General features: G+C 65.6%; 27 protein-coding genes. 12 read left to right on the top strand and 15 right to left on the bottom strand.

What is annotated here, in order from left to right; all coding sequences use genetic code 11:
- Positions 1–257: 257 nt before the first annotated feature.
- From AC5RV3_RS10870 to AC5RV3_RS10835, 8 genes are all read left to right on the top strand, one after another.
- Complete coding sequence (locus AC5RV3_RS10870; RefSeq protein ID WP_494122135.1) at positions 258–968, top strand: ABC transporter permease; 711 nt, start codon at positions 258–260, stop codon at positions 966–968.
- Positions 965–1750 (top strand): ABC transporter permease, encoded by a 786-nt coding sequence (locus AC5RV3_RS10865; RefSeq protein ID WP_494122134.1) that lies wholly within the window; start codon positions 965–967, stop codon positions 1748–1750. The genes AC5RV3_RS10870 and AC5RV3_RS10865 overlap by 4 nt, the downstream gene beginning before the upstream one ends.
- A gap of 2 nt (positions 1751–1752) precedes the next feature.
- Positions 1753–2598 carry an ABC transporter ATP-binding protein gene (locus AC5RV3_RS10860; RefSeq protein ID WP_494122133.1) on the top strand — a complete coding sequence of 282 codons (846 nt, stop codon included), beginning with the start codon at positions 1753–1755 and terminating at the stop codon, positions 2596–2598.
- 45 nt (positions 2599–2643) lie between these two features.
- Positions 2644–3633: an ABC transporter substrate-binding protein gene (locus AC5RV3_RS10855; RefSeq protein ID WP_494122132.1), complete on the top strand. Its 990-nt coding sequence runs from the start codon at positions 2644–2646 to the stop codon at positions 3631–3633.
- 91 nt (positions 3634–3724) lie between these two features.
- On the top strand, positions 3725–4519 hold the full coding sequence (locus tag AC5RV3_RS10850; RefSeq protein ID WP_494122131.1) for an IclR family transcriptional regulator: 795 nt from the start codon (positions 3725–3727) through the stop codon (positions 4517–4519).
- A gap of 151 nt (positions 4520–4670) precedes the next feature.
- A complete protein-coding gene (locus tag AC5RV3_RS10845) occupies positions 4671–5651 on the top strand; it encodes a PDR/VanB family oxidoreductase (protein WP_494122130.1) in 981 nt (326 codons plus the stop codon).
- A gap of 18 nt (positions 5652–5669) precedes the next feature.
- The gene (locus tag AC5RV3_RS10840; protein WP_494122129.1) at positions 5670–6869 is read left to right on the top strand and encodes a cytochrome P450; all 1200 of its coding nucleotides are present in this window, start codon (positions 5670–5672) and stop codon (positions 6867–6869) included.
- A 191-nt stretch (positions 6870–7060) separates the two neighbouring features.
- Positions 7061–8458, top strand: coding sequence for an MFS transporter (locus tag AC5RV3_RS10835; protein WP_494122128.1), 1398 nt, complete (start codon positions 7061–7063; stop codon positions 8456–8458).
- A gap of 150 nt (positions 8459–8608) precedes the next feature.
- Here the strand turns inward: AC5RV3_RS10835 and AC5RV3_RS10830 are convergent, their stop codons facing one another.
- Positions 8609–9550, bottom strand: coding sequence for an MBL fold metallo-hydrolase (locus AC5RV3_RS10830; RefSeq protein WP_494122127.1), 942 nt, complete (start codon positions 9548–9550; stop codon positions 8609–8611).
- 28 nt (positions 9551–9578) lie between these two features.
- Positions 9579–10958: an aldehyde dehydrogenase family protein gene (locus AC5RV3_RS10825; RefSeq protein WP_494122126.1), complete on the bottom strand. Its 1380-nt coding sequence runs from the start codon at positions 10956–10958 to the stop codon at positions 9579–9581.
- A 176-nt stretch (positions 10959–11134) separates the two neighbouring features.
- Here AC5RV3_RS10825 and AC5RV3_RS10820 point away from each other — a divergent pair, with 176 nt between their 5' ends.
- Positions 11135–11932, top strand: a complete 798-nt coding sequence (locus AC5RV3_RS10820; RefSeq protein ID WP_494122125.1) for a coniferyl-alcohol dehydrogenase — start codon at positions 11135–11137, stop codon at positions 11930–11932.
- 165 nt (positions 11933–12097) lie between these two features.
- On the opposite strand, the gene AC5RV3_RS10815 is transcribed toward AC5RV3_RS10820, so the two are convergent.
- The 3 genes from AC5RV3_RS10815 to AC5RV3_RS10805 all read right to left on the bottom strand — a co-directional run bounded on the left by AC5RV3_RS10815 (position 12098) and on the right by AC5RV3_RS10805 (position 15116).
- Positions 12098–12601 (bottom strand): hypothetical protein, encoded by a 504-nt coding sequence (locus AC5RV3_RS10815; RefSeq protein ID WP_494122124.1) that lies wholly within the window; start codon positions 12599–12601, stop codon positions 12098–12100.
- A gap of 131 nt (positions 12602–12732) precedes the next feature.
- Positions 12733–14718, bottom strand: a complete 1986-nt coding sequence (locus AC5RV3_RS10810) for an alpha/beta hydrolase (protein ID WP_494122123.1) — start codon at positions 14716–14718, stop codon at positions 12733–12735.
- The gene (locus tag AC5RV3_RS10805; RefSeq protein ID WP_494122122.1) at positions 14715–15116 is read right to left on the bottom strand and encodes a hypothetical protein; all 402 of its coding nucleotides are present in this window, start codon (positions 15114–15116) and stop codon (positions 14715–14717) included. The genes AC5RV3_RS10810 and AC5RV3_RS10805 overlap by 4 nt, the downstream gene beginning before the upstream one ends.
- 156 nt (positions 15117–15272) lie before the next feature.
- Between AC5RV3_RS10805 and AC5RV3_RS10800 the strand changes: the two genes are divergently transcribed.
- Complete coding sequence (locus tag AC5RV3_RS10800; protein WP_494122121.1) at positions 15273–16241, top strand: nuclease-related domain-containing protein; 969 nt, start codon at positions 15273–15275, stop codon at positions 16239–16241.
- Between the two features lie 133 nt (positions 16242–16374).
- Here AC5RV3_RS10800 and AC5RV3_RS10795 read toward each other — a convergent pair whose 3' ends face one another.
- From AC5RV3_RS10795 to phnD, 8 genes are all read right to left on the bottom strand, one after another.
- Complete coding sequence (locus tag AC5RV3_RS10795; protein WP_494122120.1) at positions 16375–17016, bottom strand: NAD(P)-dependent oxidoreductase; 642 nt, start codon at positions 17014–17016, stop codon at positions 16375–16377.
- 134 nt (positions 17017–17150) lie between these two features.
- The gene (locus AC5RV3_RS10790; protein ID WP_494122119.1) at positions 17151–18296 is read right to left on the bottom strand and encodes a N(5)-(carboxyethyl)ornithine synthase; all 1146 of its coding nucleotides are present in this window, start codon (positions 18294–18296) and stop codon (positions 17151–17153) included.
- 5 nt (positions 18297–18301) lie between these two features.
- Positions 18302–18436: a hypothetical protein gene (locus tag AC5RV3_RS10785; protein ID WP_493988910.1), complete on the bottom strand. Its 135-nt coding sequence runs from the start codon at positions 18434–18436 to the stop codon at positions 18302–18304.
- Positions 18437–18556: 120 nt separating this feature from the next.
- Complete coding sequence (locus tag AC5RV3_RS10780) at positions 18557–19177, bottom strand: TetR/AcrR family transcriptional regulator (protein WP_494122118.1); 621 nt, start codon at positions 19175–19177, stop codon at positions 18557–18559.
- On the bottom strand, positions 19167–19919 hold the full coding sequence (locus AC5RV3_RS10775; RefSeq protein WP_494122117.1) for a tyrosine-protein phosphatase: 753 nt from the start codon (positions 19917–19919) through the stop codon (positions 19167–19169). Before AC5RV3_RS10775 ends, AC5RV3_RS10780 begins: the two co-directional genes overlap by 11 nt.
- Entirely contained in the window at positions 19919–20773 is an 855-nt protein-coding gene (gene phnE, locus AC5RV3_RS10770; protein ID WP_494122116.1) for a phosphonate ABC transporter, permease protein PhnE, read from the bottom strand. Before phnE ends, AC5RV3_RS10775 begins: the two co-directional genes overlap by 1 nt.
- Complete coding sequence (gene phnC / locus AC5RV3_RS10765) at positions 20760–21608, bottom strand: phosphonate ABC transporter ATP-binding protein (RefSeq protein WP_494122115.1); 849 nt, start codon at positions 21606–21608, stop codon at positions 20760–20762. The genes phnE and phnC overlap by 14 nt, the downstream gene beginning before the upstream one ends.
- Positions 21605–22504 carry a phosphate/phosphite/phosphonate ABC transporter substrate-binding protein gene (phnD, locus tag AC5RV3_RS10760; protein WP_494122114.1) on the bottom strand — a complete coding sequence of 300 codons (900 nt, stop codon included), beginning with the start codon at positions 22502–22504 and terminating at the stop codon, positions 21605–21607. The genes phnC and phnD overlap by 4 nt, the downstream gene beginning before the upstream one ends.
- 594 nt (positions 22505–23098) lie before the next feature.
- On the opposite strand from phnD, the gene AC5RV3_RS10755 reads away from it, so the two are divergent.
- Complete coding sequence (locus AC5RV3_RS10755; RefSeq protein WP_494122344.1) at positions 23099–23743, top strand: DNA alkylation repair protein; 645 nt, start codon at positions 23099–23101, stop codon at positions 23741–23743.
- 80 nt (positions 23744–23823) lie between these two features.
- On the opposite strand, the gene AC5RV3_RS10750 is transcribed toward AC5RV3_RS10755, so the two are convergent.
- Together AC5RV3_RS10750 and AC5RV3_RS10745 are read right to left on the bottom strand one after the other, a co-directional pair.
- Positions 23824–23973: a hypothetical protein gene (locus tag AC5RV3_RS10750; RefSeq protein ID WP_494122113.1), complete on the bottom strand. Its 150-nt coding sequence runs from the start codon at positions 23971–23973 to the stop codon at positions 23824–23826.
- A 283-nt stretch (positions 23974–24256) separates the two neighbouring features.
- Entirely contained in the window at positions 24257–25012 is a 756-nt protein-coding gene (locus AC5RV3_RS10745; RefSeq protein ID WP_494122112.1) for a FadR/GntR family transcriptional regulator, read from the bottom strand.
- 194 nt (positions 25013–25206) lie between these two features.
- Here AC5RV3_RS10745 and eat point away from each other — a divergent pair, with 194 nt between their 5' ends.
- Positions 25207–26643 carry an ethanolamine permease gene (gene eat / locus AC5RV3_RS10740; RefSeq protein WP_494122111.1) on the top strand — a complete coding sequence of 479 codons (1437 nt, stop codon included), beginning with the start codon at positions 25207–25209 and terminating at the stop codon, positions 26641–26643.
- Positions 26644–26675 lie beyond the last annotated feature (32 nt).

Below are 26675 nucleotides of genomic sequence, written 5' to 3'. Positions count from 1 at the left end.
ATAGACGAATGAGTGAGTGACGAATCACACTTGGATCTGCAAGTCTCTGGAACTCTTGGGCTCCTCTCTTTAATCCTTAAGGACACGCCGTGACATTCTCTGTTGCCGACGCTTCCACGCGGCATCCGGCGAAAGGCCGGGCGGTCGGTGGACCGGAACCGGTCGCTGGGCGGCCGCGCTTACTCAGGCGGGGCACTTCCCGCCGACTGCCGTGGCGCGGCGCCGCCACCGTTGCCGCCCTCCTCCTCATCTGGGAGGTGGCTTCGCGCACCGGACTGATGCCGGCAGCTTCGCTGCCTCCAGCCAGCGACGTGCTGGCCGCCTGGCCGGCGCTCGCCGCCGCACCCGCCTTCTGGACAGCGGTGGGCCACACCTTGGCCAGCGCCCTCGGCGGATTGGGAATAGTAGTCCTCATTGCGGTACCGCTGGCCTTGGCCATTGGACTGAGCCGTTTCGCCCGCGAATCCACCTGGCTCGTGATCGAGTTCCTGAAGCCCATACCGCCGGTCGCGATGATCCCGCTGGGACTGCTGCTCTGGGGGCCGTCAGAGACGATGAAGCTCACGCTCATATGCTTCGGTGCGTTGTGGCCGTTCCTGACCCAAATGGTTTACGGCATCGGACAGGTCGATCACGTCGCCCTGGACATGGCCCGCAGTTACCGGCTGAAGGCCTGGCTGACCACCAGCCGGATAGTGGTTCCGAGCCTGCTGCCCTTCGCGGCCACCGGGCTGCGCGTTTCCGCTTCCATCGCCGTCGTGGTCTCGGTCGTGACTGAGTTGATCGGCGGCGCGGCCGGCCTCGGCCGCGACATCATGATCGCTCAGTCCTCCGGAAACCTACCCGCCATGTATGCCCTCATCCTGACCACTGGACTACTCGGTTTGCTCATTAATTTCGCCTTCGCCGCGGCAGAACGTCCTCTGCTCTTCTGGCACCCCTCCCAGCGAAAGGATGCCGAGCGATGAACCGCACACTTCCAGTCCTGCGCACCGCTGCTCTGCGACTGTGGCTCCCCGTCCTGCTCGTTGTCGCGTGGTGGTTCACTTCTGCTGGCAGCCAGAACATCTATTTCCCGCCGTTGGCCACCATCATTGAAACCTTCGCCCATGACTGGCTGGGCAGCCGCGTTACCACCGATCTGCTGCCGTCGCTGGGAAAGTTCGGCCTGGGATTTCTGATTTCGGCGCTGGGCGGTATTGCGCTCGGCACCTGGTTGGGCCTGTCACCAGCGGCACGGGAAGCCGCCGAGCCCGTCGTCCAGTTCCTTCGATCGCTTCCGCCACCTGTTCTGCTGCCGATTGGACTGCTGTTCTTCGGCATCACCGGGACCATGAACGTCGCCATCATCGTCATGGGCGCCATCTGGCCCACCGTGCTCAACACGGCAGACGGCGTCCGCAGCCTGGACGGCCAGGTGGCGGACATGGCGCGCAGCTACCGCCTTACTTTCACACAGCGGCTGCTGTCCGTGGTGCTTCCCAACGCTGCCCCGCAGATCTTCGCCGGGTTGCGCACCACGCTGCAGCTTTCGATCATCCTCATCGTCGTCAGCGAGATGGTCGCGGCCGTCAGCGGAGTGGGCTACTACGTGCTCAATTCACAACAGACCTTTGCCGTGGCCGAAACGTGGGCGGGCACCCTGGTTTTGGGTGTTATCGGCTACCTGTCCACCCTCGTTTTTCTCGCCGTCGAGAAACGCGTTCTGAGCTGGCAGCACGGCATGCGCCGTGCCGCAGGAGGAGAATGAAAATGCAAGAATCAACCACCGAAGCATCGGTTGAGCTCGGGCGCCAGCCGGAGCAGGCCGTCGTCGAACTCCGCGACCTGCGTAAATCCTACGGAACGGGCAACTCAGCCGTTCCCATCCTCGACGGGGTCAATTTCGAGGTCCGCCGCGGTGAATTCGTCTGCGTTGTCGGCCCATCCGGTTCCGGCAAAACAACGCTGCTCAAGTGCATCGCCGGCCTCCTCAAGCCCACCGCCGGCAGCACAGTCTTCGAAGGCGAGGAAGTCGTTGAACCGCCGGCCAAGCTCGCCGTCGTTTTCCAGGACTACAGCCGAAGCCTGCTGCCGTGGATGACCGTTCGCCGCAACATTGCCTTGCCGCTGCGCAACAAGTTCCCTAAAGGGGAACGGGATGCCCGCATCGAGGAGGCACTCGAAAGTGTGGGACTGGCAGGCAAGGGCCACTTGTACCCATGGCAGATGTCCGGCGGCATGCAGCAACGTGCAGCCATCGCGCGCGGGCTCGCCTACCAGCCGGACGTGCTGCTGATGGACGAACCGTTCGCGGCAGTTGACGCCCAGACGCGGATCGACCTGGAGGACCTGGTCCTGGAGATCCGTGCCAAGTACAACACGACAGTCCTGTTTGTCACGCACGATATCGACGAGGCCGTCTATCTCGCGGACCGCGTCATCATCCTGTCCGGAGCTCCGACGAGTGTCAGCCACAACATCTCTGTCGACTTGCCGCGCCCCCGTCACCAGGTAAAGACAAAGCGGGAACCGCGCTTCGCCGAGCTTCGCTCCTTCGTGTTCGAACAAATACAGGCTGCAAAGTCCAACGCCGTGCGCAACCGCGCCGACGCCTAACGGAAACGCCGACCCAACATCACGTCCTGAGAGGATTACATTCCCATGCGAGTAACCAAGACATCCTTCGCTGCGGCATCCGCCGCAGCAGCACTGTCGCTTTTCCTAACTGGCTGCGGCGGTTCGGCACCGGCCGGCGATTCCACTGCCGCCGCCGGGGGAGCTACTGCCACCGAGATCAAGGTCGGGCTGATTCCGGTAGCCGAATTCTTCCCGGTCTACGTCGCGGAAGACCAGGGGTTCTTCGATGAGGCAGGACTGGATGTCACCATTGAATCCATGTCGAATGCTGCCTCGATCGTTCCTTCAGTTCTCAACGGACAGTTGAACATCGGAACTGCCGCTACGCCGCCCTTCCTTACCGCTATCGAGAAGAACATTCCCGTTACCGCCGTCGCCAACGCCGGCAACACGACGTCGGTGGCGGGCGAAGACACCGGAGCGTTTATGGTGGCTGCCGACAGTGCGATCACGTCTCCGAGCGACCTCGAGGGCAAGACGGTCGCGGTGAATGCGCTGAGCTCCTTGCCTCACGTCGCCGCGGCTGCCCGCATCGCTGCCGACGGTGGCGATGTGGACGCTGTGAAGTTCGTTGCCATGCCGTTCACCGACATGCTGGCCGCACTGGAGCAGAAGAGGGTGGATGCGATCCTTCCGGTGGAGCCCTTCATGTCACAGAGCCTTGAGGCAGGGGCCAAGAGCATCTCCCCGCTCTACACGGATGTTTACCCCGCTGGAACAACCCACACACTGTACTTCGCGTCGAAGCAATTCGCCGCCGAGAATGCCGGGGCCATGGCTGGCTTCCGGGACGCGGTGGCGAAGGCAAACGACCTAATCTCCCAGGACGCATCGGTACTCCGTGCCGCTCTGGTAGAGCACGGCGGCATGGCAGAATCCACGGCGGAAAGCGTCAATTTGCCCGCGTACGAGACGGACTTCAACATCGAAGGCATGAAAGTCCTGGCGGCTAAGATGAAGGAAAACGGCTTCCTGACCACCGACGTGGACGTCGAGGGCTCGATCCTGAAGTAGATTCGGAACCTCTCGGCCGGGCGTGCACGTGCGTCCGGCCGGGTTCTGTTCGAAAACATGCGATCGCCGGGACGCCGCCGGAGGAGGTTTCTTGGCCAATCCATACCCACGCCGGCCGAAGCCGATGGACGCCGAAGCGCCGGAGCCGCAGAATACGGTGACAGCCAAGGCCTTGTCGCTGTTGGCAACCTTCGACCCCGAAAACAGCCGGCATTCGCTCAGTGAAATGGCCCGGCGCGCTGGCCTGCCCGTGGCCACCGCGCACCGCTTGGCGAACGAGCTGGTGGCCTGGGGGGCTTTGGAACGCGTCGGCAGCGCGTACGTAGTCGGACACCGGATCTGGAGGCTGGGCCTCCTGGCGCCGGTGCGGCAGAACATTACCGAATTGGCTGCCCCCTATATGCAGGACGTCCTGTTCGTCACCCAGAACGTGGTCAATCTCTTCATTCTCGACGGCGAAGAGGCGCTGCTCTTGGAACGGATCTCAGGAACCAGGGCGGGTCTGCCGTTCCGCAGGGTCGGGGCGCGCATGCCGCTGCATGCCAGCGCCGCGGGCAAGGTCTTTCTGGCCTTCGGACCCGAGCACGTTCGGGAGATACCCGGACGGCGGATGGAGGCCCAGACCGCACACACCATCACTGATCCGATGGCGCTGAAAACCGAGGTGGAACGGGTTCGCTCCCGCGGCTTCGCGACCACGAACGAAGAAGCCGGCTTGGACAACTTTGCCGTGGCCGTGCCGGTCCTGACGCCCAACGGCACGTGCACCGCGGCCCTGGGTGTAGTCGCCCAGGGAGGACCGCCGTCCGTTGGATCCGTGGTTCCGGTGCTTCGGATTGCCGCACGGAGCATCGCCCGCCGGCTTGCTGTCGGCAGCGGGTACTGACGGGAGCTTGCTGCCTCCGACTGCCGTACCGTTTTCCATTGGCCGGAAAGGGCGCAGGGGACTGTGGCGCCGCGCACCTAGCATGGTGATCACTGCCTCACCCGCACTGCGGGGCAGGCGCGAATTACCCAATATCTAGGAGCGGTACAGCATGACAACCACTGCCCCAGTGATGGCTCCAGCGATCATTGACACCACCATCGAGGCCGTGGAACACGTTGCCGACGGTGTTGCCTCCCTGGTGCTTCGCCGCACCGACGGCCAGCCCTTCTCCCCCTGGGAACCCGGAGCTCACATTGACGTGTTTCTGGAGGAGGGGCTGATTCGGCAGTATTCGTTGTGCTCGACGCCCAACGACCTCAACACCTTGCGCATCGGAGTGCTCCGCGTACCGGACTCAAGGGGCGGCTCACAGCATGTGCATGAAAAACTTGCCGCCGGGGCGCCATTGGCCATCTCGGCCCCGCGCAACAATTTTCCGTTGGCAGATTCACGCAAGTACTTGTTTCTCGCGGGCGGCATTGGCATCACACCCATCATCCCGATGATCGAGGCAGCGGAGACTGCTGGCCGGGCATGGGTGCTCTACTACGGAGGGCGCAGCCGGGACACCATGGCCTTCGCCGACCGCTTGGTCGCTCAATACGGCGAGGAGCGCGTGCGCATCGTGGCCGAGGACACTGACGGCCGGATGGACCTGCAGAAAATCCTGGGAATGCCGCGGGCCCACATGCTCGTCTACGCCTGCGGCCCCGGAGGGATGCTCAACGCGGTCGAAGACTTCTGCATGGGCTGGCCGCCGGGTGCCCTGCACACCGAGCGGTTTGTCGCGGATTCCCTCGGCGCCGGTGCCAACGCCGAGCCGTTCGACGTCGAGCTCGCCCGCACTGGCGGTACCGTCACAGTGGCGGCCAACCAGACGATCCTGGAGGCAGTGGAGCAGGTCGGGGCCCGGGTGCTGTCGAGTTGCCGCGCGGGGTTATGCGGAACCTGCGAAACGCGGATCGTCTCCGGCGAGCCGGAGCACCGCGATGCCGTCCTCACCCAGGAAGACAAGGATGCCGGCGAGATCATGCTGGTTTGCGTCTCCCGTGCAGCTGCCGGCTGTAACCGGCTCGTCCTCGACCTCTGACCGTTCCAGGAGCAAATCATGACCATCACATCGCACGAACCCGCAGTCATTGCTGAGGATCCATTCAGCCCGGCAGTCATCACGGACCCGTACCCGTTCCTTACCCGCCTGCGCGATGCCGGGGCCGTTACCTGGCTTGAATCCGCCGGAAGCTACGCGGTCGCCGGCTACGAGGAAGTGTACGAGGTCCTCACTGATTTTGAGACGTACTGCTCCTCCGGTGGCCTCGGTCCCCGGGACATTCGCAAGGACGAGGGGTGGCGGCCGCCGAGCATCCTCGAGTCGGACCCGCCGATCCACACCGTGATGCGCCGGGCGCTGACCGGCGTCATCAATCCCGGCACCGTGCGGGCGCTGCGCGCTCCCTTTACGCCCCCGGCAGAGGAGCTGGCCGCCGACCTGGCCCGGCGCCCGGGGTTCGATATCGTGAAGGATCTCGCTGAAAAATATCCGCTGCGAGTTTTCCCCGACGCCGTCGGCATTCCGGACGAAGGCCGTGAGCACCTGCTGCCTTACGGCAACATGGTGTTCAACGCGTTCGGACCGGAGAACTACATCTTCCAGCAGGCATTTGCCCACGGTGACGAGCACGCGGCCGCCGTGATGAAGAGCTGCGCCCGGGAATCCCTCGACGATGTCGGTTTCGGCGCCCGCATCTGGGACAAGGTCGGCGAAGGGCTGATCACGGAACAGCAAGCAACGCTGCTGGTGCGCGCGCTGTTGTCCGCCGGGGTAGACACGACGGTGTTCGGCATCGGCAATACCCTGTCCGTACTGTCCCGCAGCCCAGACGTGTGGGCCAAGCTGCGCGAGAACCCCACCATGGCCAAGTTCGCCATCGACGAGGCGCTGCGGCTGGAATCACCGTTCCAAAAGTTCCACCGCACCGTCACCGTGGACACCACCTTGGGCGGTGTACGCATCCCGGCCGGTTCCAAGGTCCTGGTCTTCATCGGGGCAGCCAACCGGGATCCGCGCAAGTGGGGGGACGACGCCGATTCGTTCAGTTTCGAACGCAGCTCGTCCGGACACGTCGCTTTCGGCATGGGCCTGCATCAGTGCGTCGGCCAGCCGATTGCCCGGCTTGAGATGGAGATCGTCCTGCAGGAACTGCTCCAGCGGATCGCCACGATCGAGCCGGCAGGCGCACCGGTGCCCATCGTGCACAACGTGCTCCGTGGCTTCGAGTCCCTGCCCGTGAGCATCACCGCAGCCTGACTCTGCCTGACGGCGTCTGCCGCGTCCGCACGGTTCCGGCAGTTCGCCCCTGCGAGGAGCCCCGCCACTCCCAACAGCGGAGCTCCCCGCCGCTGCCCAGAGCCAGGCCCCCCGCCACTTCCCGCCTCCGGACGCCGTCGCGGCCACTTGCCAGCGGCCGACGCGAACCGTCCTCCCCAGAAGGAGCCACCATGGCTATCGATACCTCCGCGTCGTCCGACGCAGCCGTCGCAGACCACCGGGACCCGGCCCGCTGGAGCCCACGGAAACGCAACGCGTACGGTTGGAGCATAACCGGCATGCTGCTGGTGCTGATGATGATCAGTTGGGCGGACAAGGCGATTCTCGGCATCGTTGCGGTGCCGCTGATGACGGACCTCAATTTGACAACGGAGCAGTTCGGCCTGCTCGGCAGCGCCGTCTTTATGCTGTTCGGCGTGGCGCAGCTCGTCGCCGCGCCGATCGCCAACCGGGTCAAGTCCAAGTGGATTCTGCTGGTCCTGTGCCTGACCTGGTCAGTGGCCCAAGTGCCAATCTTCGTTTTCGCCTCGTTGCCCGCCTTGTGGTTCAGCCGTCTGCTGCTGGGACTGGGCGAGGGGCCGTTGGCGCCGATTTCGATGCACGCCACCTATAAGTGGTTTCCCGCGGCGCGCAGTGCAGCGCCAGCCGCCGTCACGTCCTCAGGGGTCACCCTGGGCATTGTGGCCTTCGCACCGGTCCTGGCATGGATCGCCGCCGAGTTCGGTTGGAAAGCCACCTTCGTCTTCTTGGCCTTCATTGGCGTGGTCTGGGCCGTCGCGTGGATCTTTGTGGGCAAGGAAGGCCCGTATGTCTCGGCCCAGGCCGAGCGGGAGATGGACGGCAACGACCAAGGGGCCGGCGAAGATGCCTCGGCTGCGGCTGCGGCTGCGGCCGCGGCTGCCGCCGACACCAAGGTTTCCTATCGTCGCTCCTTCGCGACGCCGACCTGGCTGCTCGCGGTGTTGTGCTCCTTCCTCGGGTACTGGACATTTACGGTGGCCACAACATGGCTGCCGGCATACTTCGAAACAGTGCATGGTGCCAGCACGCAGGAGGCCGGTTCGCTCATTACCCTGCCGGCGCTCTGGGGCACGATCGCAACGATCGGGCTGGGTGTGCTACCCCAAAAACTGGCCGCCAGAGGTATTCCGACGAGGCGTTCGCGAGGGGTTGTCCTCGGTTGCGCCGCGGCCTTTGCCGGGAGCATGGTCGTCTTGGGAACATTGGCTCCGGTCGCCTGGCTCGCGGTCCTTTGCTTCACCTTCGGATTCGGTACCGCTCCTGCCCTGTTTGCCCTGACATATCTTGTCGCATCCGAGACTACGACCGTCGGGCAGCGTGGCGCAGTGCTCCAGGTGACGAACGCGGTGCTGACAGCCGGTGGCCTCTTGGCCCCCGCCGTCGTCGGTTTCATTATCGGACGGGCGGCGAGCGCCCCTGCCGGTTATGCCGACGCCTTCCTCCTAACAGGCGGAATGCTGGCCGCCGCGGGCATCCTCGGAGCCGTTTTCATCAACCAGCAGCGTGACCGACGCCGTCTGGGGCTGGACATCGCCCAGCCAGCCTGACCCAGCAAGGCTCCTCCTTACTGATGCCGGACAGCGCCGCCGCCCCGAGGGGCGGCGGCGCTGCCTTTTCGCACCTGCAGCCATGCCCGACAGCGCAAGGGCCAGCCCCGAAGGGCTGGCCCTGACACCGCACGGCGGGGTTAGTTGGGATTAGTTCGCGGCCTCCGCCAAGGCGGGCGCGAGGGTGAAACGATCGCCGCTGAGGGCGACGTCCACAGGCCCGGCGAAGGTGCTGCGCGCGCGTTGTCCCCATTCCTCGGTGCTCGCGACCCCCGCCAAGTGTGACAGCACCAGGCGTTTGGCTCCCGACTGGGCGGCGATGCGGCCGGCGCCCTCGGGGGAAGTGTGCGACACGCTTTGATGATTGAGGAAAGCCGGATCGAATCCCCGCCGGGCAAAAAACTCAAGATTCACGGCTTCATGCACCAGGATGTCCGTACCCTCGGCCAGGCGGCTCAGTGCGGCACACTCTGCGGTGTCGCCTGAGAACGTGACGGAACCTGCTGCGGTGTCGAAGCGAAACGCGAGCGCCGGCCTCACCGGAGGATGGTCCACGAGGACCGCGGTGACCCGGACCAGGTTGTCTTCGTATACAGGAAACGGCGCCCCGGCTTCGACCGAGTCGTATGCCGGAGTCTGGATTTCGGTGGCCTTGACCAGGCGCTTCAAATCCGGACGTGCCTCATCCGTCTCGCGGATGTTGACATCGTAGGAGAACGCCTCGAGCGTATGGTTCACCAATTCGCTGGTGCCCGCCAAGCGGTGGCCGTCGGGATGCGTGGTGTCCCGGCCCGGCCCGTATATTCCGACCTCGCGGGTAAAACCCTCCACGGGCTCTCCCCAGTTCCAGAGAAGGAAGCCGGGAAGTTCCACAACATGGTCGGAATGCAGATGGGTTACGAAGCCTGCAACGAAGTCACGGCCGCGTAGCCCCGCCTGATGAGCTGCCCGGACACAGCCCAGGCCAAAGTCCACCATGTAAAAAGAATCCCCGACGACGACGGCGCTGGCGATACCGTTTTCCGGGCCGCGGATAGCGGGTCCGGCCGCGGTACCCAGCGTAACGAGTTCGGTGGTGGGAATGGGTGTCATGGACTTTCCTTCGTCGTGTGCAGCATGGCTAGGCGTGGGGACGCATGTTGAGGGTGCGCGTCTCCAGATACTCGTCGAGGCCCCAGCGGCCTCGTTCCCGGCCCACTCCAGAGGCCTTCCAGCCGCCGAACGGTGCATCCGGTTCGACGACGGTGTGTTGATTGATCCAGACCGTGCCTGCTTCAAGCCGGGAGGCTATTCCGTGGGCGCGGGCCGTGTCCGGTGACCAGACCGAGGCACCCAGGCCGAACTCCCCGGCGTTGGCCGAGTCCACCGTGGCGTCCAGGTCGTCATAGGCCACTATTGGAAGGGCGCTGCCGAACTGCTCCTCATCCACGAGGCGCATACCGGGTTCAGCGTCAATGACAACCGTGGGCGACAGGAAGTAGCCGGGGAGGTCGCAGCCCCGGGAGCCGCCGGCGGCGATCCGCGCGCCGGAGGCAACGGCTTCCTCCACCAGACCGTTGACGGTCTGCAGTTGTGAAGCGTTGTGCATGGGGCCCATCGTCGTACCTTCGGCAACTCCGCGTCCCAGCACATGTTCCGAGGCCACAGCGACGATTGCCTCGGTGAACTCACTGGCGCGACTGCGCGGCACGTACACGCGCTTCACTGCCATGCAGACCTGGCCGGCGTTGCGGAAGGCGCTGCCGACGATGCCGCGGGCCGTGGTCTCCGCGTCGGCGTCGTCGAGGACGATGGCCGGATCGTTGCCGCCCAGTTCCAGGGTCACGCGCTTGACCGTGGCCGCCGCCTGCGCTGCGACGGAGGTTCCCACGTCGGTGGAGCCCGTAAAGGAGATTTTCCGGACGCCCGGCAGGGAGCTGAGCGCCACGTTGACCGTGCGCCGGCTGCTCGTGCGCACCTGCAGCACGCCAGCCGGAAGGACCGTGTTAAGGACCTCCGCGAGGGCCAAGGTCGAAAGGGGAGTGCTGGCCGACGGTTTGGAGATGACGGTGCAGCCAGCGAGCAGAGCCGGGGCAAGTTTCACGCAGAGCAGTGAGATCGGGAAGTTCCACGGCGTGATCGTCCCGACCAGCCCGACCGGCCGGTAATGGACTTCCAGGGAGCGGTCGGCGCGCGGTGGCAGCGGCTCCACCTCGTCCCACTGCAAGTCGGCGTAGTAGTCGAAGAGGCTTGCCGCGACGCGGAATTCTCCCACTGCTTCTGCCAGCACCTTGCCCTGTTCCAAGGACAGGATGCGTCCCAGGCGGTCTGCGTCCGCGCGGATCAGCTCGGCGATGCGCCGGAGTGCTGCGCGCCGGGCGTCGCGGTCAGTGGCCCAGCCCGCGGCGGCGGACTGTGCCGCTCCTATGGCCTGGCGGACGTCCTCCTCGGAATGCTCCGGGGCTTGGCCAACGACTTCCAGGGTCGCGGGATCGAGGACGTCGTAGACGGCGTGCGGCATGGTGGTCCTTCCGGATCGGGCGTGCTTCCTCATAGCATCCCGTGCGGCGGAATATCGTGTATCCCGCTGTTCCATTGGGTGGAAAGAAGGTGTGGGCCGCCTCGCGAAGGGATGCACGATAGGAGCGAAGAGAGAACTAGCCGACGCGCCCCTGTGGGGTGAAGGAGTGGGATGACATGACCACCAATCTGCCGATCGCTGTCACAGGAGTCGCCTCCGGAATCGGTGCGGCCACCGCAAGGCTATTGAGCGAGCAGGGTGCCACGATCATTGGCATTGACAGGGCCGTGCCGGCGTCGTTCAAAGGAAGTTTCATTCAAGCGGACCTCTCGACGCCTGAAGGTGCCCGCGAAGCCGCCGCACAGGTGGCAGCATCCGCGCCCGAAGGAGTGCAGGGCTTGGCCAATATCGCCGGCGTTCCGGGGACAGCACCATGGCGCACGGTCCTTGGAGTTAATGTCTATGGGCTCCGTGAGCTGACACGCGGCTTGGCGCCCGCCCTGGTCGAGGGCGCGAGCGTCGTTAACTTGGCCTCGTCAGTGGCCTTCCAATGGCGCAGCTTGGTCGACTCCTGTGCACGTTTCGCCCTTGCCGTGGACACCGAGGCTGCCCTTGAAGCCGTCGCGGACGACCCACACGCCACCGGGGAGTCCTACCTCTTTTCCAAACAGTGCGTTCGTTTTCTCACCGAGCAGCTCTCGGCGGAGCTATTGCCGCGCCGCATCCGGGTGAACTCGGTCAGCCCGGGTCCGGTGCAGACGCCTATTTTGGAGGACTTCAAGAACGACCACGGGCGGGACAAAGTCGAGGGGGCGGCCAAACTTCTGGGCAGGTTTGGCGAGCCCGAGGACATCGCGGGTGTAGTGGCCTTCCTGCTCTCCAGTGACGCGGCCTGGGTGAACGGATCTGATATCCGGGTCGACGGCGGGCTGACCGCGTACCGCGCTTCGTCTGCGGTCACCGCAGGAGCCTGACCGCGCCGGTAAGCAGCTGAGCCAGGAAGCGGAATAGGCCAATGGGACATCCCGCTTCTGCCGCCTCTGCCTCTGCTGAATGGACGCCCGTGAGGTAATCTGCGGGCCCTCAGGTTAATCAGGCGCGCCGGAGGCCGCACCTGCCGGCGTGTTCTTCCTCAGGTCTCAGGCGCCGTCGTCGTAGTACTGGCTGTTCATCCCGAACTCCGGGTCTTGTTCGGAGCGGACCATGCGGTGGTCTTCGGGGTGCTCCAGGCAGGGGCTGGTGAAGGAGAGGACGACGGCCCCAACGCCGCCGGCAACGTGGTGGGCGGCGGTGGCGCCGAGGTCGCCGTTCCGGAAGTAGAGCGTGCGGACGTCGCCGGTTTCGGCCGTGGCCTCGTTCATTTGCTCCCAGCCATGCGCGGTCAGGTAGCCGGCCGCGGCGTCGAGGGCGGCGTTGGCCTGGTCGGCGTCGGCGACCTTGCCGGTGGCCCGGGCGATCCAGGCGGTCTGGGTCTGCGGTTGTTCGTCCTCGGGGCGCAGGCAGGTCTGTTCTCGCAGCAGGTTAACCTTTAGGTCGGCGGCGGTGGACGCCTCCGCGATGGCCTGGGGGAGCAGTTGCTCGAGCTGGCGTCCGTAGTCCTGCGAGGTCGGTTGTATCTGCTGCGGCTGGTTCTCCTGCGTCATGGCGCAGCCTCCTAAAATGACGGCGGAAAGGGCGGCAATCGCGGTGAGGGCGGCGGCGAAGCCGGGGCGCCGCCGTCGTTCTTCGCCGCGCGGGCGAGCCGGGCGGTGCCGGGGGGAGTGAGCCCGCATGTTCATTTCTCCAGACTTTCGACCGTCACGGTTTCAAGGTTGCCATATGCGTAGTCCTCGGGATTCTGCTCGAGCGGGCTGGTGATCAGCGGGCCGTAGGGGGAGTAGGTCTGCTGAATCCGATTTTCGACGAACGGGCTGACGCTCGTGCCTTCGACGACGCCCTGGATGTTGGTGGCCGAGGTGGAGCCGGGCCAGAAGTAGTCGGTGTGCCCGTTCATCAGCGAACCGGGGTCCTCGGGCTTGAGGAAGCCGGTCTCGAGCCGGACCGGGTCCATGGCCGTGGGGCTGCCGCCGCGCCAGAACGAGGCTCCGTGGTAGCCGCCGCCGAGGATCTGGGCCGCGCTGATGGGGTCGTCGCGGGTCTGCAACCAGTAGCGGTGGGCATCGGGGTTGGCGGTGTCCGCGGGGCTGCCCACGTTGTGCCCGGTGCCGGCCGGCGCGACGTAGACGATGTTGGTGGAATCCAGGCCCTCGCGTTCGGCGGTGCCCAGCAGCGAGCCACCGGCGCTGTAGCCGATGTACGTAGTGCGGGCGTCGGACCGGGTCTCCAGGTCGAGGGCGTGGTCGAAGGCGGCCAGCAGGGGCCCGCCCTGCTCGTTGAACGAGGTGGTGATGTTGTCGGGGACCTCATCCGGCAGGTCGGTTCCCTGCCAGTAGAAGGAGACCGTGCCGGTGAGCGGTTCGCCGTTCACGGCGTCAAGCCGGCGCGAGTAGGCCTCCAGCTGGCCAAGGTCGGCGCCGGTGCCCGGGACCAGGGCGGCCACGGTCCTGGTGTCCGGCGTCAGAGTGCCGTTCATGGTGACGATCCTGCCGTCGCCCTCCAGGCTGACCAGGACCACCTGGGAGTGATGGCCGACGGCGTAGTCCAGTCCCGTTTTCAGCGTTGCCAGCCGGTCGTGTTCGGCCTGCCAGGTTTCGAGGTCGGCGGTGTACTGCCGATAGGCCTGCTGGTAGACCATCCGCGGGTGGCCCGGCTGATTCCCCGCGGCCACGAGGTAGTCGTTGAGCTCGGGCTGTGGCCCCAGCTGTGCCTGCCGGGTCGCCACTGTTTCGCGGTAGCCGGCGGCGGTGACGGTGTTGGCGCGGATCCGGTCGGCGAAGGGGGTGCCGTTCAGGGCCCCGAACACTGCCGGGTAGAGCAACAGCAGCCGTTCCTGCTCGGACGGCGCCAAGGTGAGCCAGGCCTCGCGGATTCCTGCGATCCCGCCCTCGGTCAGTGCGGCGTCGCCGGCCATCGCCTCCGCCATGACGGCCTCGGCCGAGCCGGGCATCCGCCACGCGGGGAGTTTGTTGGCGGCCAGCAGGGCGGCGCCCTCGGGGTTTGCGGCGGCCCAGGCCCGCAGTTCCGCGTCGGTGAGGCCGGCCAGGGATGGCAGGTATGACTGCGGCGACAGCGGACCGAACCGCTCGTCGAGCCCGCTGGTGAAGTGGGCCCACGGCGGGGAGGACGGAGCGGCGGCGGCAGCGGCCAGCAGCGGGGTGGGCGGCAGCGCGTCGACGGTCCCGCCGCTGATGGCCCGCAGAGCCGCTGCGGTTTCCGTGGTCAGCGCCTGCCAGTCGGCCCGGAGGGAGCGGACGCGGCCGTTGAAGGCCTCCGCCCTCTGCTCCGCGTGGTCCGCCTCGGCCCCCTCCTGTGAGCCGGTGCCGCTCAGCTCCCTGGCCAGACCGGGGCGTGCCGCCGCGAGTTCTTCGGCCTCCGCCTGCAGCGCCCGGCCCGAGGAGACGAAGGCCGTGACGGCTTCCCGGGCCGCGGCCAACGCCGCAGTCCATTCCTGCGAGGGACCCTCCAGCTCGTTCAGTGCGGAATAGACCTCCAGCTCGGTGTCCGGTTGCTGATAGGCAACGCTCAGCCCGGCCCACGCAGCGCCGGCATCGGCCAGGTAGTTCGCCGCGGACGCGGCGCGCAGGGACATCTCCTGGACCGCATCGCCGAGCCGGTCCCAGGGGACTTTGATCTCCGGGACGCTGCCCAGCCGCACGGTCACGGCTGCGGCACCGGCCCGAAGCCGCGCGAAGTAAGGACGGCCGAGTGGCCGGCGTTCAGGGACTCGGCGAAAGCGGCGGCATCGCCGGACATCCGTCCGTCCGCCTCGACGAACAGCTCGGCGGTTTCGGCCACCACCCGGGACTTGTTGTACACGAGGCCGGCAATCCTGTGGCCCACGTCCCGCCGCGACGACCAGAACCCAGCGAACGCGTCGGCCACGTCCGTGGCGCTGCCGAACAACGACGCCGCCTCGTCGCCTGCCGCCGCCGTGTCACCTGCCGCCTTGTCCAGCGACTGGCCGTCCGCGGCTACGTCCACCAGAACCATGTGGAGCTGCCTCGGATTGATCCGCCAGCTGCCCATCCCGCCGCCCTCCTGCTTAACCGTTTCCCTCACACTGTCCCACGCGGCAACGCGGAACTGAATGGGGACGACTACCCATGGTTTATCGATTTGGCACTCGCGACAGCTTCAGCGCCCGGAACCTATGGCTCACGGCGCGGCGTGGGGACATACTGGGGGCTCGTTGCTGATACGTGAACGGGGGTAAGCATGGAACGTCCCGAACAGGTGGGGGCCGCCCGGCGGCCGATGGCGCCCGAAACTTTCTATTCGCCGTTCATGGAATTCAATCCGGGCCAGCTGTCGTGGCGGAACCAGCCCGCGCCCGCGGAGCGCATCGGCCGCGGCTACAACGGCCTTCGCGTCCTGGTTGTTCTGATCCTGCTGTGGAGTTGCTTCGGGCTGGTGCTCGGCATCGTCGGTACGATGCCGATGGCCGTCGCCGGCGACGCTCCCCCTCAGCTGCCGGTCGCCGTCGTCCTGGCGGCAGCCTGTTTCCTGAGCCTTGGCGCGATTGGCAGGCACTGGGGCGTTGCGGCGCCGAAAAAGGTTGCCCGGCAACTGGTCTTCGGCGCGGGCGGCGCGGCCCTGTCGGGCGGTTGGTCCCGGTTCCGGCGCGAGGACATCGCCAAGGGCGCGGAAGGCGAGCGGTGGACGGCGCAGGCACTGGAGACCCTGCTGGCCATCCCCGGGACCCGGATCTTCCACGGGCTGCGGTTCCTGGGCAGCCACGTGGCGGACATCGACCACGCCGTCATCATTGGGGACCGGGTGGTTTATATCGACTCCAAGTTCTGGAAACCCGGGCAATACCAGTGGATCGACCGGGAGACGCTGGCCTCCGTCCATCCGCGCGGGTTCAGGCGGCGGACCATTCACATGGACGTTGTGCAGACCGACCCGCGCACGGCTGGGGTTGCGGCCGAGGTAGCCTGCCACGTCATCGCCCATCCGAACGCGCCGGGGCCGATCACGTTCACGCCCGGGCACCAGATTTCTCCCACCGGCATCCCCATCACGGGGGTGCAGGCCGGCGTCGACGGCATCGGCCACTGGCTGCTGCAGGGGCAGAAGGCGGGAACCGTCAACCGCTACGCGCTGGCGAAGCTGCTGGCCATGCAGAAGAAAGCACCGGTCCGGGCCGGTACCCGCAGGGCCGGCCGCGGGCACCGGCGCTGATCTTCCAGCGGGCGGGGGCGCGTGGACGAGGGCCGGTCGAGACGGCGAACGACGGCCGCCGCGCTGCCTGCGACCGGACAGGATGCCCGGGCCGGACCAGCGGCGGCGGCCGTCGTGTTGTGGCTGGGGAGGTTTAGCTGTCGCTGACCGTGAAGCGGGTCTGCCGGTGCGCAGGCTTTTCGATCTCGTCCAGGATGGCCACGGCCATCGTGCCGGTGGTGGTGTGTGATTCGCCGTCGCCGGCATAGAGGAGCCGGTCTGTACCCAGCACCGGGGTGGTGGCGTCGCCGGGCGTGAACAGCGCCGAGGGGGACACCCCGACCCAGTCGACGTCCGTGACACCGCGCAGGTATTCCAGTTCCTTCAGCTGGTTCTCCGGGATGGAGATCCACGCCTCGGCGCCGGGGATGTTGCGGATGTCCTCGACGAACAGGTGGTCGTCGTCGCCGGTGGTCAGGCTGCCGGCGCCCAGGATGAAGACCAGGCGGGGAGTGGTTTCCCCGGCGAGCTCGACCAGCGAGCGGGCGAGGTCAACGTGCCGGTAGGCCTCGTGGGGAGCCGTGCCGAAGGCATTGACGACGACGTCGAAGGCTGCGAGGTCTTCGGCGCCGAGGGAGAAGGCGTCGCGTTCCAGCACCGAGGCGTCCGCGCCCAGGACCTCCGCGGCCTTGGCGGCGCTCCGGACGATGGCTGTAGCCTGGTGGCCGCGTTTGGCCGACTCGTGGAAGAGGGCGCGTCCGGCGTTGCCCGTGGCTCCGATAATTCCGATCTTCATGCTGTCCTTACGTTGGCGTGGTGTCTTTTAAAGGCTTGGCCTCTGCTTGGTGCAATCGATTGAAGGATCAACTTATTCCGGCGAAACGTGCCGCCCGGGCGACGCGGACGCCGGTCCGCGACCCGTCGTCGTCGTTAAGCAGGCAGGTGCGGGTACTCGTCCGAGCGGTTCTGGAACGCGAGAACCGCCGGGTTGGCGATGACGCCCTCGCGGATTTCGATGGCCCGGCTGATGGTGTCGTCCCCGAGCCAGCTGTCGGGTCCGCTCATCACGGTGCGCAGGAACGGGATCAGGGCCGTGCTGATCTCCCAGGTCGCGGAATTCCACAGGTACGACGGTGTGTGGTCCACGGCGTAGTAGCTCACGTGGTTGCCGACCTCGAAGGTGGGTTCGGCGAAGGTCGTCATCTTCGCCCAGCTGAAGCCCATGCCTTCGTCGCAGGAGACATCGACGATCAGGCTGCCCGGGCGAAAGCCGTCCAGGTCCGCTTCGTCGAGGTAGATCAGCGGGTTGTTGGGGTCCTGCAGCGTGCAATTGACCACGATGTCCCGCTCCGCGAGGAACGGAGCCAGCGGCACCCGGCCGTCGTCGTCGGTGATGACGTGGCTGAGATGCGGGGCGGTGGCGTCCTGGTCGAACTGGGTGATCCGTGCGGAGTGGATCGGGGAGCCGACGGCGGCCGCCGCGCGGTTGGTCAGGACCTGGACGTCGTGGATGCCTTGCGCGTTCAGCGCGGTGACCGCGCCGCGGGCGGTGGCGCCGAAACCAATGACGACGGCGGTGAGCGGGCGGCCGTAGTCGCCGGTGGATCCTGCCAGTTCCAGCGCGTGCAGCACCGAGCAGTAGCCGGCCATCTCGTTGTTCTTATGGAAGACGTGGAGGGCGAATCTGCCGTCGGCGGCCCAGTGGTTCATGGCTTCGAAGGCGATGAGCGTCAGCCGCTTGTCGATGGCCAGCTGGGTGATGGCACGGTCCTGCACGCAGTGCGGCCAGCCCCAGAGGATCTGGCCGTCACGGAGTTCGGCAAGGTCTTCCGGCTGCGGCTTAGGCAGCACCACCACGTCCGCTGCTTCGATGAGCTCCTGGCGCGGCGCGATCCGCCCCACCAGTTGTTCCAGGTGCGCGTCGGAAACGCCGAAGCGCTCGCCGTAGCCCTGCTCGAGGATGATCCGCTCGCGAAGGTCGGCGTCGAGGCGCTCGATGTGCGCAGGGTGGAGGGCCAGCCTGCGCTCATCGGGCTTGCGCGTCGTTGCAAGGACTCCGAGCGACAGCAGAGTCAAAAGCCTCAGCGCTTCTTGATGGAGGTCAAGGTCTCGGAGGCTGCGGCGCCTGCGGCCTTGGCCTTCTTGTCGCTGCGCTTTTCCTTGATGGACTTGCCCGATTTCTTCGATGCGGTCTGTCGGGGAGATTTGTCGGCCATGAGTGCCTCCTCAGCGCCAGCAAGAATGCTGCGCTGCAACGGGAGCACAAATTTGCTCCGTACCCCTGACCATACGCCATTCCGCCTCAAGCGGATGCTTCGGTGGCGACGTCCCGCACGTTATAGTGCCGAGATCCCGTCGAACACCATGCGGATCGCGTTCCGGACGCGTTCCCGGCTTTCTGCGCTGCCTGCATCGCCGCGGACCACGCTTTGGTAGTACGCCGCGCCGTTGATTAAGTCCAGAGCGATTTCGAGGTCGGCATCGGCGCGGATTTCGCCACTGCCCTTGCCATGTTCGAGGATGGCCAGCGATGATGCCCGGCGTCGGCGGACGTGGCCTTGCCAATAGGCTTCCTGTAGAGCAGGGTCCTGCAGGCCGAGGACCAGTCGCTGGTTAATGAGCCTCCTGCCGTCTTCCGTTGCTTCGACCTCGAGCATGGTCTGCTCGTAGGACGCGAGCATCGTTTCCAGCACGCTATCCCGTTCAACGACGGCGAGCGGCCGGCGATCTGCGTCGAGGGCCGCGACGACCACGGCACGCCGGTTCTCCCAGCGGCGGTAGATCGCGGCCCGACTGGTTCCGCTGCGTTCCACCAGTTCGGCCAGCGTGAAGTCCTCGCCGGTCGGCTTTTCGCGCAAGAGCTCGACAGCGGCGCGCAGCACCTTATCCTCGATCGTGTCGTCCCTTGGGCGTCCGATGGTTCTGGCCGGCCTAGCGTTCACAACTTCAGCGCTCAACTAGACGCTCCTGCAACCGCGTGCCGAGCCCGTCGTCATACCCTGCGCTCCGCAGGATGGCTACCGGGCCTCCGTCGTTCTCCAGCTCCGCCAGCATGCCCGCCATGCTTCCGGCTTCAGCGCCTAACATGGGGTGGCCAGCGAAGCTGCCGAACGTCCCGCCGTCCGTCACGGCGCTGCGCATCGCCGCCAGCCGGGCCAGCACGGCCTCGAGATTGGCCTGAGTGGCGGCGTAGTCGGCGACGATTGTCTCCTGAGACGCGCCGAGCACCGACAGGAGGACCGCGGCCAGCACCCCGGTGCGGTCCTTGCCGGCGGCGCAATGGAAGAGCACACCCCCATCGGTCCCGGCAATCACGCCGAGCGCTTCCACGAGCCGCGGTGCTTGGCGGCGGAAGAGCGCGGCGTACCAGGCACCCACGTCGGAAGGGGTGCGGATGGCTGCAAATAGCTCGGCCAACGCCTGCGGGTCCGTTGCGTCCTCCGTCAAGGGTAGGTGGTGGTGGACGATGCCATGGTCCGCCGCGGGGCCGCGTCCGGTGCGGTCCAGTTCGGAGGGGGAGCGGAGGTCGACGACGGCGCGCAGTCCAGCCGCGGCCAGTTCGGCCAGTTGATCGGCCGGCGCAACGCAAATGTCGTCGGCACGCCACAGAAGGTTCGGGCGGACCTGACCACCGGCAACGGGCAGTCCGCCGAAGTCGCGGAGGTTGGCCAGCGGGGAGCCGGTCAGGATAGCGGACATTAGGCGAGCTTCTTTCTGATGAGTGCGCTAACGCGGTCGATGATGGTCACCAGCACCACAATGGAAATGATGATGGCGAACATGTGGCCGTAGTCGTACAGCCGCATGGCGTTGGTTAGTTCTAGTCCGATGCCGCCCGCCCCGACCAGGCCGAGGACTGTGGCGCCGCGGACGTTGCCTTCGAACAGCAGCAGGGTGTAGCTGACCAGCAAGGGTGATGCCTGCGGCAGCACGCCATAGCGAATGACCTGCCCGCGGGATGCGCCGGTGGCTCGCAGTGCGCTCAGCGGGGCCTCGGGGACTGACTCCATTGACTCGGCATACATCTTGCCGATAGAGCCGATGGATCCCAGGATGATCGCCAGGATTCCGGCGAACGGGCCAAGTCCCACTGCGGAGACGAACATCAGGGCGAAGATCAGTTCGGGGATGGAGCGGAGCACGTTGAGCACCCCGCGCGTGACCGCGTACAACCATGCCGGGGCGATGTTTGAGGCTGCCCCGAACGCCACCACCAGGGACAACAGCGCTCCAAGCAGGGTGCCGACGATGGCCATCTGCAGGGTCTCGGCCAGGAGGGACAGCACCACGTCCATCTTGTCGAAGGTCGGCGGCCACATTCGGACAAGGTAGTCGCCCATCTTGGGCAGGCCTTCGGCGAGCCGTTGCAGGCTGAAGCCCGAACCGGCCATGGACCACCAGACCGCCGCGGCCACCACGATGAGCGAAACGATCCCCGATGCGCCGGGGGCTTGGAAGGGACGGGAGAGCCGCAGCCGGTCCTTCTCATCCAGCGCGGCCTGTCCCACCGGGACGGCGGAGGGGTTTTCAGCTCTTTTGTCAGTCGTCTTCACCGTATTCACCGTCCTGTCCGTAAATGTTGTCGACCATGTCCGGCGTCAGCGAGGCAGCACTGCCGGAATGGGCCACTTGGCCGTCGTGGAGGGCAACAAACCGGTCCGCATAGCGTCGGGCCAGGTCCACTACGTGCAGGCTGACCACCACCGGGATGCCGTCTTCACGGGCGATCCGGCGCATCAGGCCCAGCACGGAGCCAGCCAGCCGCGGGTCCAGCGACGCCACCGGCTCATCGGCCAGAATGATCTTGGGGTTCTGCATCAAGGCCCGGGCGATCGCCACCCGCTGCTGCTGGCCGCCGGAGAGACTGTCGGCCCGCTGCCGTGCGTTATCTGCAAGACCCACGCGGTCCAGCAACACCAGCGCGTGTTCGCGCTGGTGCCGGGAGAACATGCCCAGCCGGTTAATCGGACCAGCTGCGTGAAGGCCGCCGGTCAGTACATTGGTCAGCGCGCTCAGCTGCGGCACCAGGTTGAAGTGCTGGAACACGTAGCCGGCCGTGGCGCGCACCCGGCGCAAATCCGCTCCAGCTGCTGTAAGCACGTCCCGGCCGTCGATGGTCAACTGTGCCGCGGTGGCGGGCGCTATTCCGGTTGCCGCCTTCATGAACGTGGACTTGCCGGAACCGGAATGGCCCAGCAACGCCACCACCTCGCCCGGACGCACGTCCAGCGTGAACTGCTGCAACGCGGTAAAGCCGTTCGGGTAGGTAACAGTGAGGTCTTTGGCCACCAGCACCGGGGCAGGCAGGCTGAGCGCGTCGTCCGCAGGAGGCGCGAGGTGGGTCCGCGCCGCCGTCGTACCTCCTCCTGCAGGCAACCCGATGGTCACCGCATGTCCTCGAGGTCCACGCCCACGTTTTCGGCGACCTTGAGCAATGGCTCGTAAGGCGCGATGCCCGGATCGGTGACGTACTCCGAGGTGCCGCCGAGAGTGGCGATCTCTGGGTTATTGGTCATCTTTTCCGGGAGGTCGTCGAGCAGCTGCTGGCGGATCTCGGGGTCTAGGTCGTGGCTGACGACTACGCCGATGCCGACCGGGATCGGGTCGGTTTCCCCGATCAGCTGCAGGTCGCTCTCTTTCAATGCGCCGGATTCGATAATCATGTCGGCGATGGAGGAACAGGCGACGTCTACTGAGCCGTTGACCATCGCGAGCAGGGCGGAGTCATGTCCGCCGGCGAAGGTGGATTCGTAGTCTTCGCCGTCCACCAAGCCGTTGTCGGCCAGCAGTGACTTGGGCATGAAGTATCCAGTGGTGGAGCCAGGATCGACGAACGCCACGGATTTTCCGGCAACGTCGTCGATGGACTCGATTCCGCTGCCCGGCTTTGAGTAACAGTTGGAAGCCGGCTTGTCCGCATCCTTGGTCCAGACGACCAATGGATCAACCGACCCGTTCTTAACCGCCAGGGCGGTGGAGAACGGGCTCATCACAGCAACGTCCACGTGCCCCTGGCGAACGGCTTCGACCACGCCGAGGTAATCGGCCGGCATCTCCCGGCTCACTTCACGCCCGGTGGCCTCCTTAATGAAGTCCTGGATCAGTGTGGCTTCGGACAGAATGTCGGGATCGTCGGTGCCGGGCGGCATCGCAAAAACCAGGGTGTTGTCCTCTGCGGCGTCGGCGGAAGACTCCGCGCTTCCGCAGGCGGCGAGGGCGAGGGTACCGAGGGTCAGAACGGCGGCGGTGCCGGCAAGGCGGCGGCCGTGGGCGTGGGGAAACATGGGGGGGCCTTTCTCGCAGTCAGGAACGGCAGGGAACGTTGCCGCAGGGGTAGGCGGTCGAGCAGGAGCAGCCGCGAAGCCGGTCCTAACGAGAATGGAGGTCCGAAATTGCAGGGAAATACGAGAATGAAAGACTCGGAATGACGTCAAAGTGAACTCTCTTCTGGCATCGGGCGGGCGACTCCGTGGAAGAAATCATCGGCGTTCCGGCATGGTTCAGGGTCTGCACGGCATCGCTCTGCACTCCGTTCAGATGTTGCCGCTGCTCGGCTGGCTGGTGCATCAGGCCCCTTGGTCTGATGGGCGGCGCCGGCGAGCGTTTTCCAGGCATACACCGGCCAAGCCCCGCTGGTCCTCGGAATTCCGGGACTGCTTGCAGCGCGCGCCGGAGCCTTTCTGGTCATGACGCCCTACGCGCACGTCCTGTCGGCCCTGCCCGGCCGGCCGGGCAGATCGGTCAAGACTGTTCGCTAAGCGGCAGCAGCGGTGAGGCAGTGAACGGAGGTTACGCCCTCCTAAAAGACGCCAGTACGCTGGAACTCAGACACGACTAACCGGGAGGGTTGATTGTCCGAGACGGCGGTGGCCGAGGTGATGGCCGAGTTGGCTGCCCTTGAGGACCCGAAGGTGCGCGAGGCGAATGAGAAGCGCGGTGACGACCACGGCGTGAACCTCAGCAAGCTGCGCGCTGTCGCCAAGCGGTTGAAGACCCAGCAGGATTTGGCGCGCGGACTGTGGGCCACGGGCAACACGGCCGCACGGCTGCTGGCCCTGTTGATCTGCCGGCCGAAGGATTTCGGACGCGACGACCTGGACGCCATGCTGCGCGAGGCGCGCGCCCCCAAGGTGCACGATTGGCTGGTGAACTACGTGGTCAAGAAGAGCCCGCACGCCGAGGAGCTCCGTGTGGCCTGGACCGGCGACGCGGACCCTGTAGTCGCCAGCGCCGGGTGGGCGCTGACCACCGAGCGGGTGGCGAAGAAGCCCGAGGGACTGGACCTCGCGGGACTGCTGGACACCGTCGAGGCGGAGTTGAAGGACGCACCGGACCGCCTGCAATGGGCCATGAACCACACCCTCGCCCAGATCGGGATCGAGCACGCCGAGCACCGCGCCCGCGCGATCGACATCGGCGAACGCCTCGGGGTACTCAAGGACTACCCGACGCCCCCGAACTGCACGTCCCCGTTCGCGCCCATCTGGATCAACGAAATGGTGAGCAGGCAGCCGAACGCCTGAAGGCACGGCAGCGATGCCGTCGCGAAAGCCTGCACCGGATCGCTGCCGCTTTCAGCGAGTCTTGGGTAGCGACCCGAGGGTCAAGCGACGGAATGCGCATAGCGTTTCTTGATGCTGGCCAGGGGATCGGTCGCTGCGGCGTCGGCTCTCTTGGCCTCCTTGTCGCTGCGCTTTTCCTTGATGACCTTGCCTAATTTTAGACGCCGTGCGTCGGGAGATTTGTCGACCATGAATACCTCCACAGCGCCAGCAGCGAAGCTTTGCCGAAAGTTCCCCAAAAGACGGCCCCTAAGTCTACTTTTCATAGGATTTTGATTCAGTACGGGCAGCTGCCGCGGGCCGGGTTCAATCGGGGCGACTCGGGGACGGTCGACCTTAGAACAACTGCGGCGATACAGCTTGCTGCGGCTGACGAAGCGCCCGAGCCGAGCGCTGCAATGCTACGGGTTGGTGGACCGGGCTCCGGACTATGGCCGGACGCCCACCACGAGCCGTAACCAAAGTGTCGTCGCGCTATGCTCCACCGCCGATGTCCTCCCCTGACAGGAAGCCGCGGAGGAGCGAGGCCGTTCCCTCCAAGTGCTCGGTCATGAGATCGTGCGCGCGCGTCGGATTGCCAGCAAGAATCGCGTCGATGATGGCCTGGTGTTGAATATCCGAATGCTCTATGTTCGGCGTCAGGAACGGAATCCTATCCAGCAGATCGCTCGTTGCCGCGCGGGCCTCTGCCACCGACGCGGTGAGCCGCGGTGATGGAGAAAGTCCAGCGATGGTGATGTGCAGTCGTGCATCTAGCGGGCGGTACTGCCCCGGATCCGCCGTACTGACGGCGCGCAAGGCATCCAGCAACCTTGTGCGTTGTGTCGCGGTCAGGGTCGCCGCCGCCGCAAGGGCTGCCGCGGCCGGTTCTACCACGGCTCGAAACGTAAGGACATCCTCGACCATGTCCTGGTCCTCTTTGCTCAGAGTCGTTTCGGTCGTGGGCAATTCGGTGGCGACCACGGCGCCGCCATATCGGCCGCGCTGGATGGTGAGGTACCCGGCCCTTTGCAGCTCTGCTAGAGCATCGCGCAGTGTTGCACGCGAGACCCCCAGTGCCTCGGCCAGTTCTCGTTCTGGCGGAAGCCGCCCTCCGGGAGGGAAGATCCCATTTCTGAAGCCGCGCAACAGATGTTCGACGGTCTCCTCGAAAGCGTTGCCGTTTCGAGCCCTGCCCAGCAGTTGGTAAGTGGCGGGGGCCTGCGCCTCACGCCTGGCGGCCATGTCCATTGCACCAGCATGCCACGTTGGGACCCAATGCTCCATTGGGTCGGAAAGTAACCCTTGATCAAAGATTTCCTTTTTGGCTATTGACGTAGCGGAGTGCTCTCAATCACAGTGGAAGATGTTAATGGACTAAAATCAACCCATTGAAGATTCCGGCCTTCCTAGCTACATCCTTCACAGATCAGCGAGGCGATCCCATGGCACGAAAATCCCACATCGATTACGGCGTGGTTGACAAGGACTACCTCAAACATCGTCAACTGAAGCCCGGGGCGGCCGGCTGGGTGCTCCTTGCCGGACTTGGCATCGCGTATGTCATCTCCGGGGACTTCTCCGGCTGGAATCTTGGCCTAGCTGTCGGTGGTTGGGGAGGTCTCCTCATTGCCTTTATGCTCATGGGCCTGATGTATACCTGCATGGTGTTCGGGCTGGCCGAAATGTCGTCGACGCTCCCGACCGCTGGAGCGGGCTATGGCTTCGCCCGCCGCGCCCTAGGGCCCCTTGGGGGCTTCGCCACCGGTATGGCGGTGCTGATTGAATACGCCGTGGCCCCCGCCGCGATAGCGACCTTCATCGGCGGCTATATAGAGGCGCTGGGGCTCTTCGGGCTGACCAACTCGTGGCCGGTTTACCTCGTCACGTACCTCGTCTTCATCGGCATCCATATGTGGGGTGTGGGCGAGGCACTGAAGCTCATGTTCGGCATTACGGCTATTGCCATCGTGGCGCTGGTCATCACCGTCATAGCACTCATCCCGCACTTCCATGTTGCGAAGCTTTTTGACATCGTCCCCGACGGTTCGGCTGGATCAAGCGCATTCCTGCCCTTCGGAATCCCTGGCGTTCTCGCGGCGCTGGTGTTCGGCATCTGGTTCTTCCTTGCCGTAGAAGGGGTTCCACTGGCCGCCGAGGAAACGGCGGACCCAAAAAAGGACATGCCGCGCGGCATTATTTTTGCGGTGATGTTCCTCGTGGCCTCCGGTGCAGCGATGCTCATCTTGGTTCCAGGAACGGCTGGCGCGAGCGTTATGAGCACTTCAGAGTCGCCGCTTCCCGAAGCGCTACGAGGCGCTTACGGGGAGAACGCACTAGTCGCAGACATCGTGAACTACGCCGGACTGGCCGGACTCGTCGCGAGCTTCTTCTCGATCGTCTACGCCTACTCGCGGCAACTCTTCGCCCTTTCACGGGCGGGCTACCTCCCGCGTTTCCTCTCCGTCACCTCAAATCGACACACTCCCTGGGTGGCCCTCCTGGTCCCGGGCAGCATCGGGTTCGTCCTGGCCGCCGTCACGGGTAATGGCGGACTGCTGATCAATATCGCAGTCTTCGGCGCGACACTCTCCTACGTGTTGCTGAACTTGAGCCACATCATGCTGCGCATCAAGGAACCCGACCTGCCCCGCGGCTACCGGACCCCGGGCGGCATTGTGACCACCGGCATTGCCCTCGTCCTTGCCGTCGTTGCACTAATCGCCACTTTCGTACTGGATGCCGTCGCCGCTGGCGTCACCGCCGGAGTCTTCCTCGTCGCCATCGCCTACTTCTGGTTCTATAGCCGTCACCGGCTTGTCGCGAGCGCCCCCGAAGAGGAGTTCGCCATGCTGGAGAACTCCGAGAAGGCCCTCAAGTGAGACCTATCCTGACCTCCGAATCCACCGAGGAA

This window comes from Arthrobacter sp. Y3221114, from assembly GCF_059092625.1.
This window is presented reverse-complemented; position numbering and strand designations above follow the sequence as displayed.

Coding starts and splice junctions, on each gene's coding strand:
- AC5RV3_RS10865 (WP_494122134.1), top strand. CDS start 965: ATGAACCGCACACTTCCAGTCCTGCGCACCGCTGCTCTGCGACTGTGG.
- AC5RV3_RS10860 (WP_494122133.1), top strand. CDS start 1,753: ATGCAAGAATCAACCACCGAAGCATCGGTTGAGCTCGGGCGCCAGCCG.
- AC5RV3_RS10855 (WP_494122132.1), top strand. CDS start 2,644: ATGCGAGTAACCAAGACATCCTTCGCTGCGGCATCCGCCGCAGCAGCA.
- AC5RV3_RS10845 (WP_494122130.1), top strand. CDS start 4,671: ATGACAACCACTGCCCCAGTGATGGCTCCAGCGATCATTGACACCACC.
- AC5RV3_RS10840 (WP_494122129.1), top strand. CDS start 5,670: ATGACCATCACATCGCACGAACCCGCAGTCATTGCTGAGGATCCATTC.
- AC5RV3_RS10835 (WP_494122128.1), top strand. CDS start 7,061: ATGGCTATCGATACCTCCGCGTCGTCCGACGCAGCCGTCGCAGACCAC.
- AC5RV3_RS10830 (WP_494122127.1), bottom strand. CDS start 9,550: ATGACACCCATTCCCACCACCGAACTCGTTACGCTGGGTACCGCGGCC.
- AC5RV3_RS10825 (WP_494122126.1), bottom strand. CDS start 10,958: ATGCCGCACGCCGTCTACGACGTCCTCGATCCCGCGACCCTGGAAGTC.
- AC5RV3_RS10820 (WP_494122125.1), top strand. CDS start 11,135: ATGACCACCAATCTGCCGATCGCTGTCACAGGAGTCGCCTCCGGAATC.
- AC5RV3_RS10815 (WP_494122124.1), bottom strand. CDS start 12,601: ATGACGCAGGAGAACCAGCCGCAGCAGATACAACCGACCTCGCAGGAC.
- AC5RV3_RS10800 (WP_494122121.1), top strand. CDS start 15,273: ATGGAACGTCCCGAACAGGTGGGGGCCGCCCGGCGGCCGATGGCGCCC.
- AC5RV3_RS10795 (WP_494122120.1), bottom strand. CDS start 17,016: ATGAAGATCGGAATTATCGGAGCCACGGGCAACGCCGGACGCGCCCTC.
- AC5RV3_RS10785 (WP_493988910.1), bottom strand. CDS start 18,436: ATGGCCGACAAATCTCCCCGACAGACCGCATCGAAGAAATCGGGCAAG.
- AC5RV3_RS10775 (WP_494122117.1), bottom strand. CDS start 19,919: ATGTCCGCTATCCTGACCGGCTCCCCGCTGGCCAACCTCCGCGACTTC.
- phnD (WP_494122114.1), bottom strand. CDS start 22,504: ATGTTTCCCCACGCCCACGGCCGCCGCCTTGCCGGCACCGCCGCCGTT.
- AC5RV3_RS10755 (WP_494122344.1), top strand. CDS start 23,099: ATGGCCGAGTTGGCTGCCCTTGAGGACCCGAAGGTGCGCGAGGCGAAT.
- AC5RV3_RS10750 (WP_494122113.1), bottom strand. CDS start 23,973: ATGGTCGACAAATCTCCCGACGCACGGCGTCTAAAATTAGGCAAGGTC.
- AC5RV3_RS10745 (WP_494122112.1), bottom strand. CDS start 25,012: ATGGACATGGCCGCCAGGCGTGAGGCGCAGGCCCCCGCCACTTACCAA.
- eat (WP_494122111.1), top strand. CDS start 25,207: ATGGCACGAAAATCCCACATCGATTACGGCGTGGTTGACAAGGACTAC.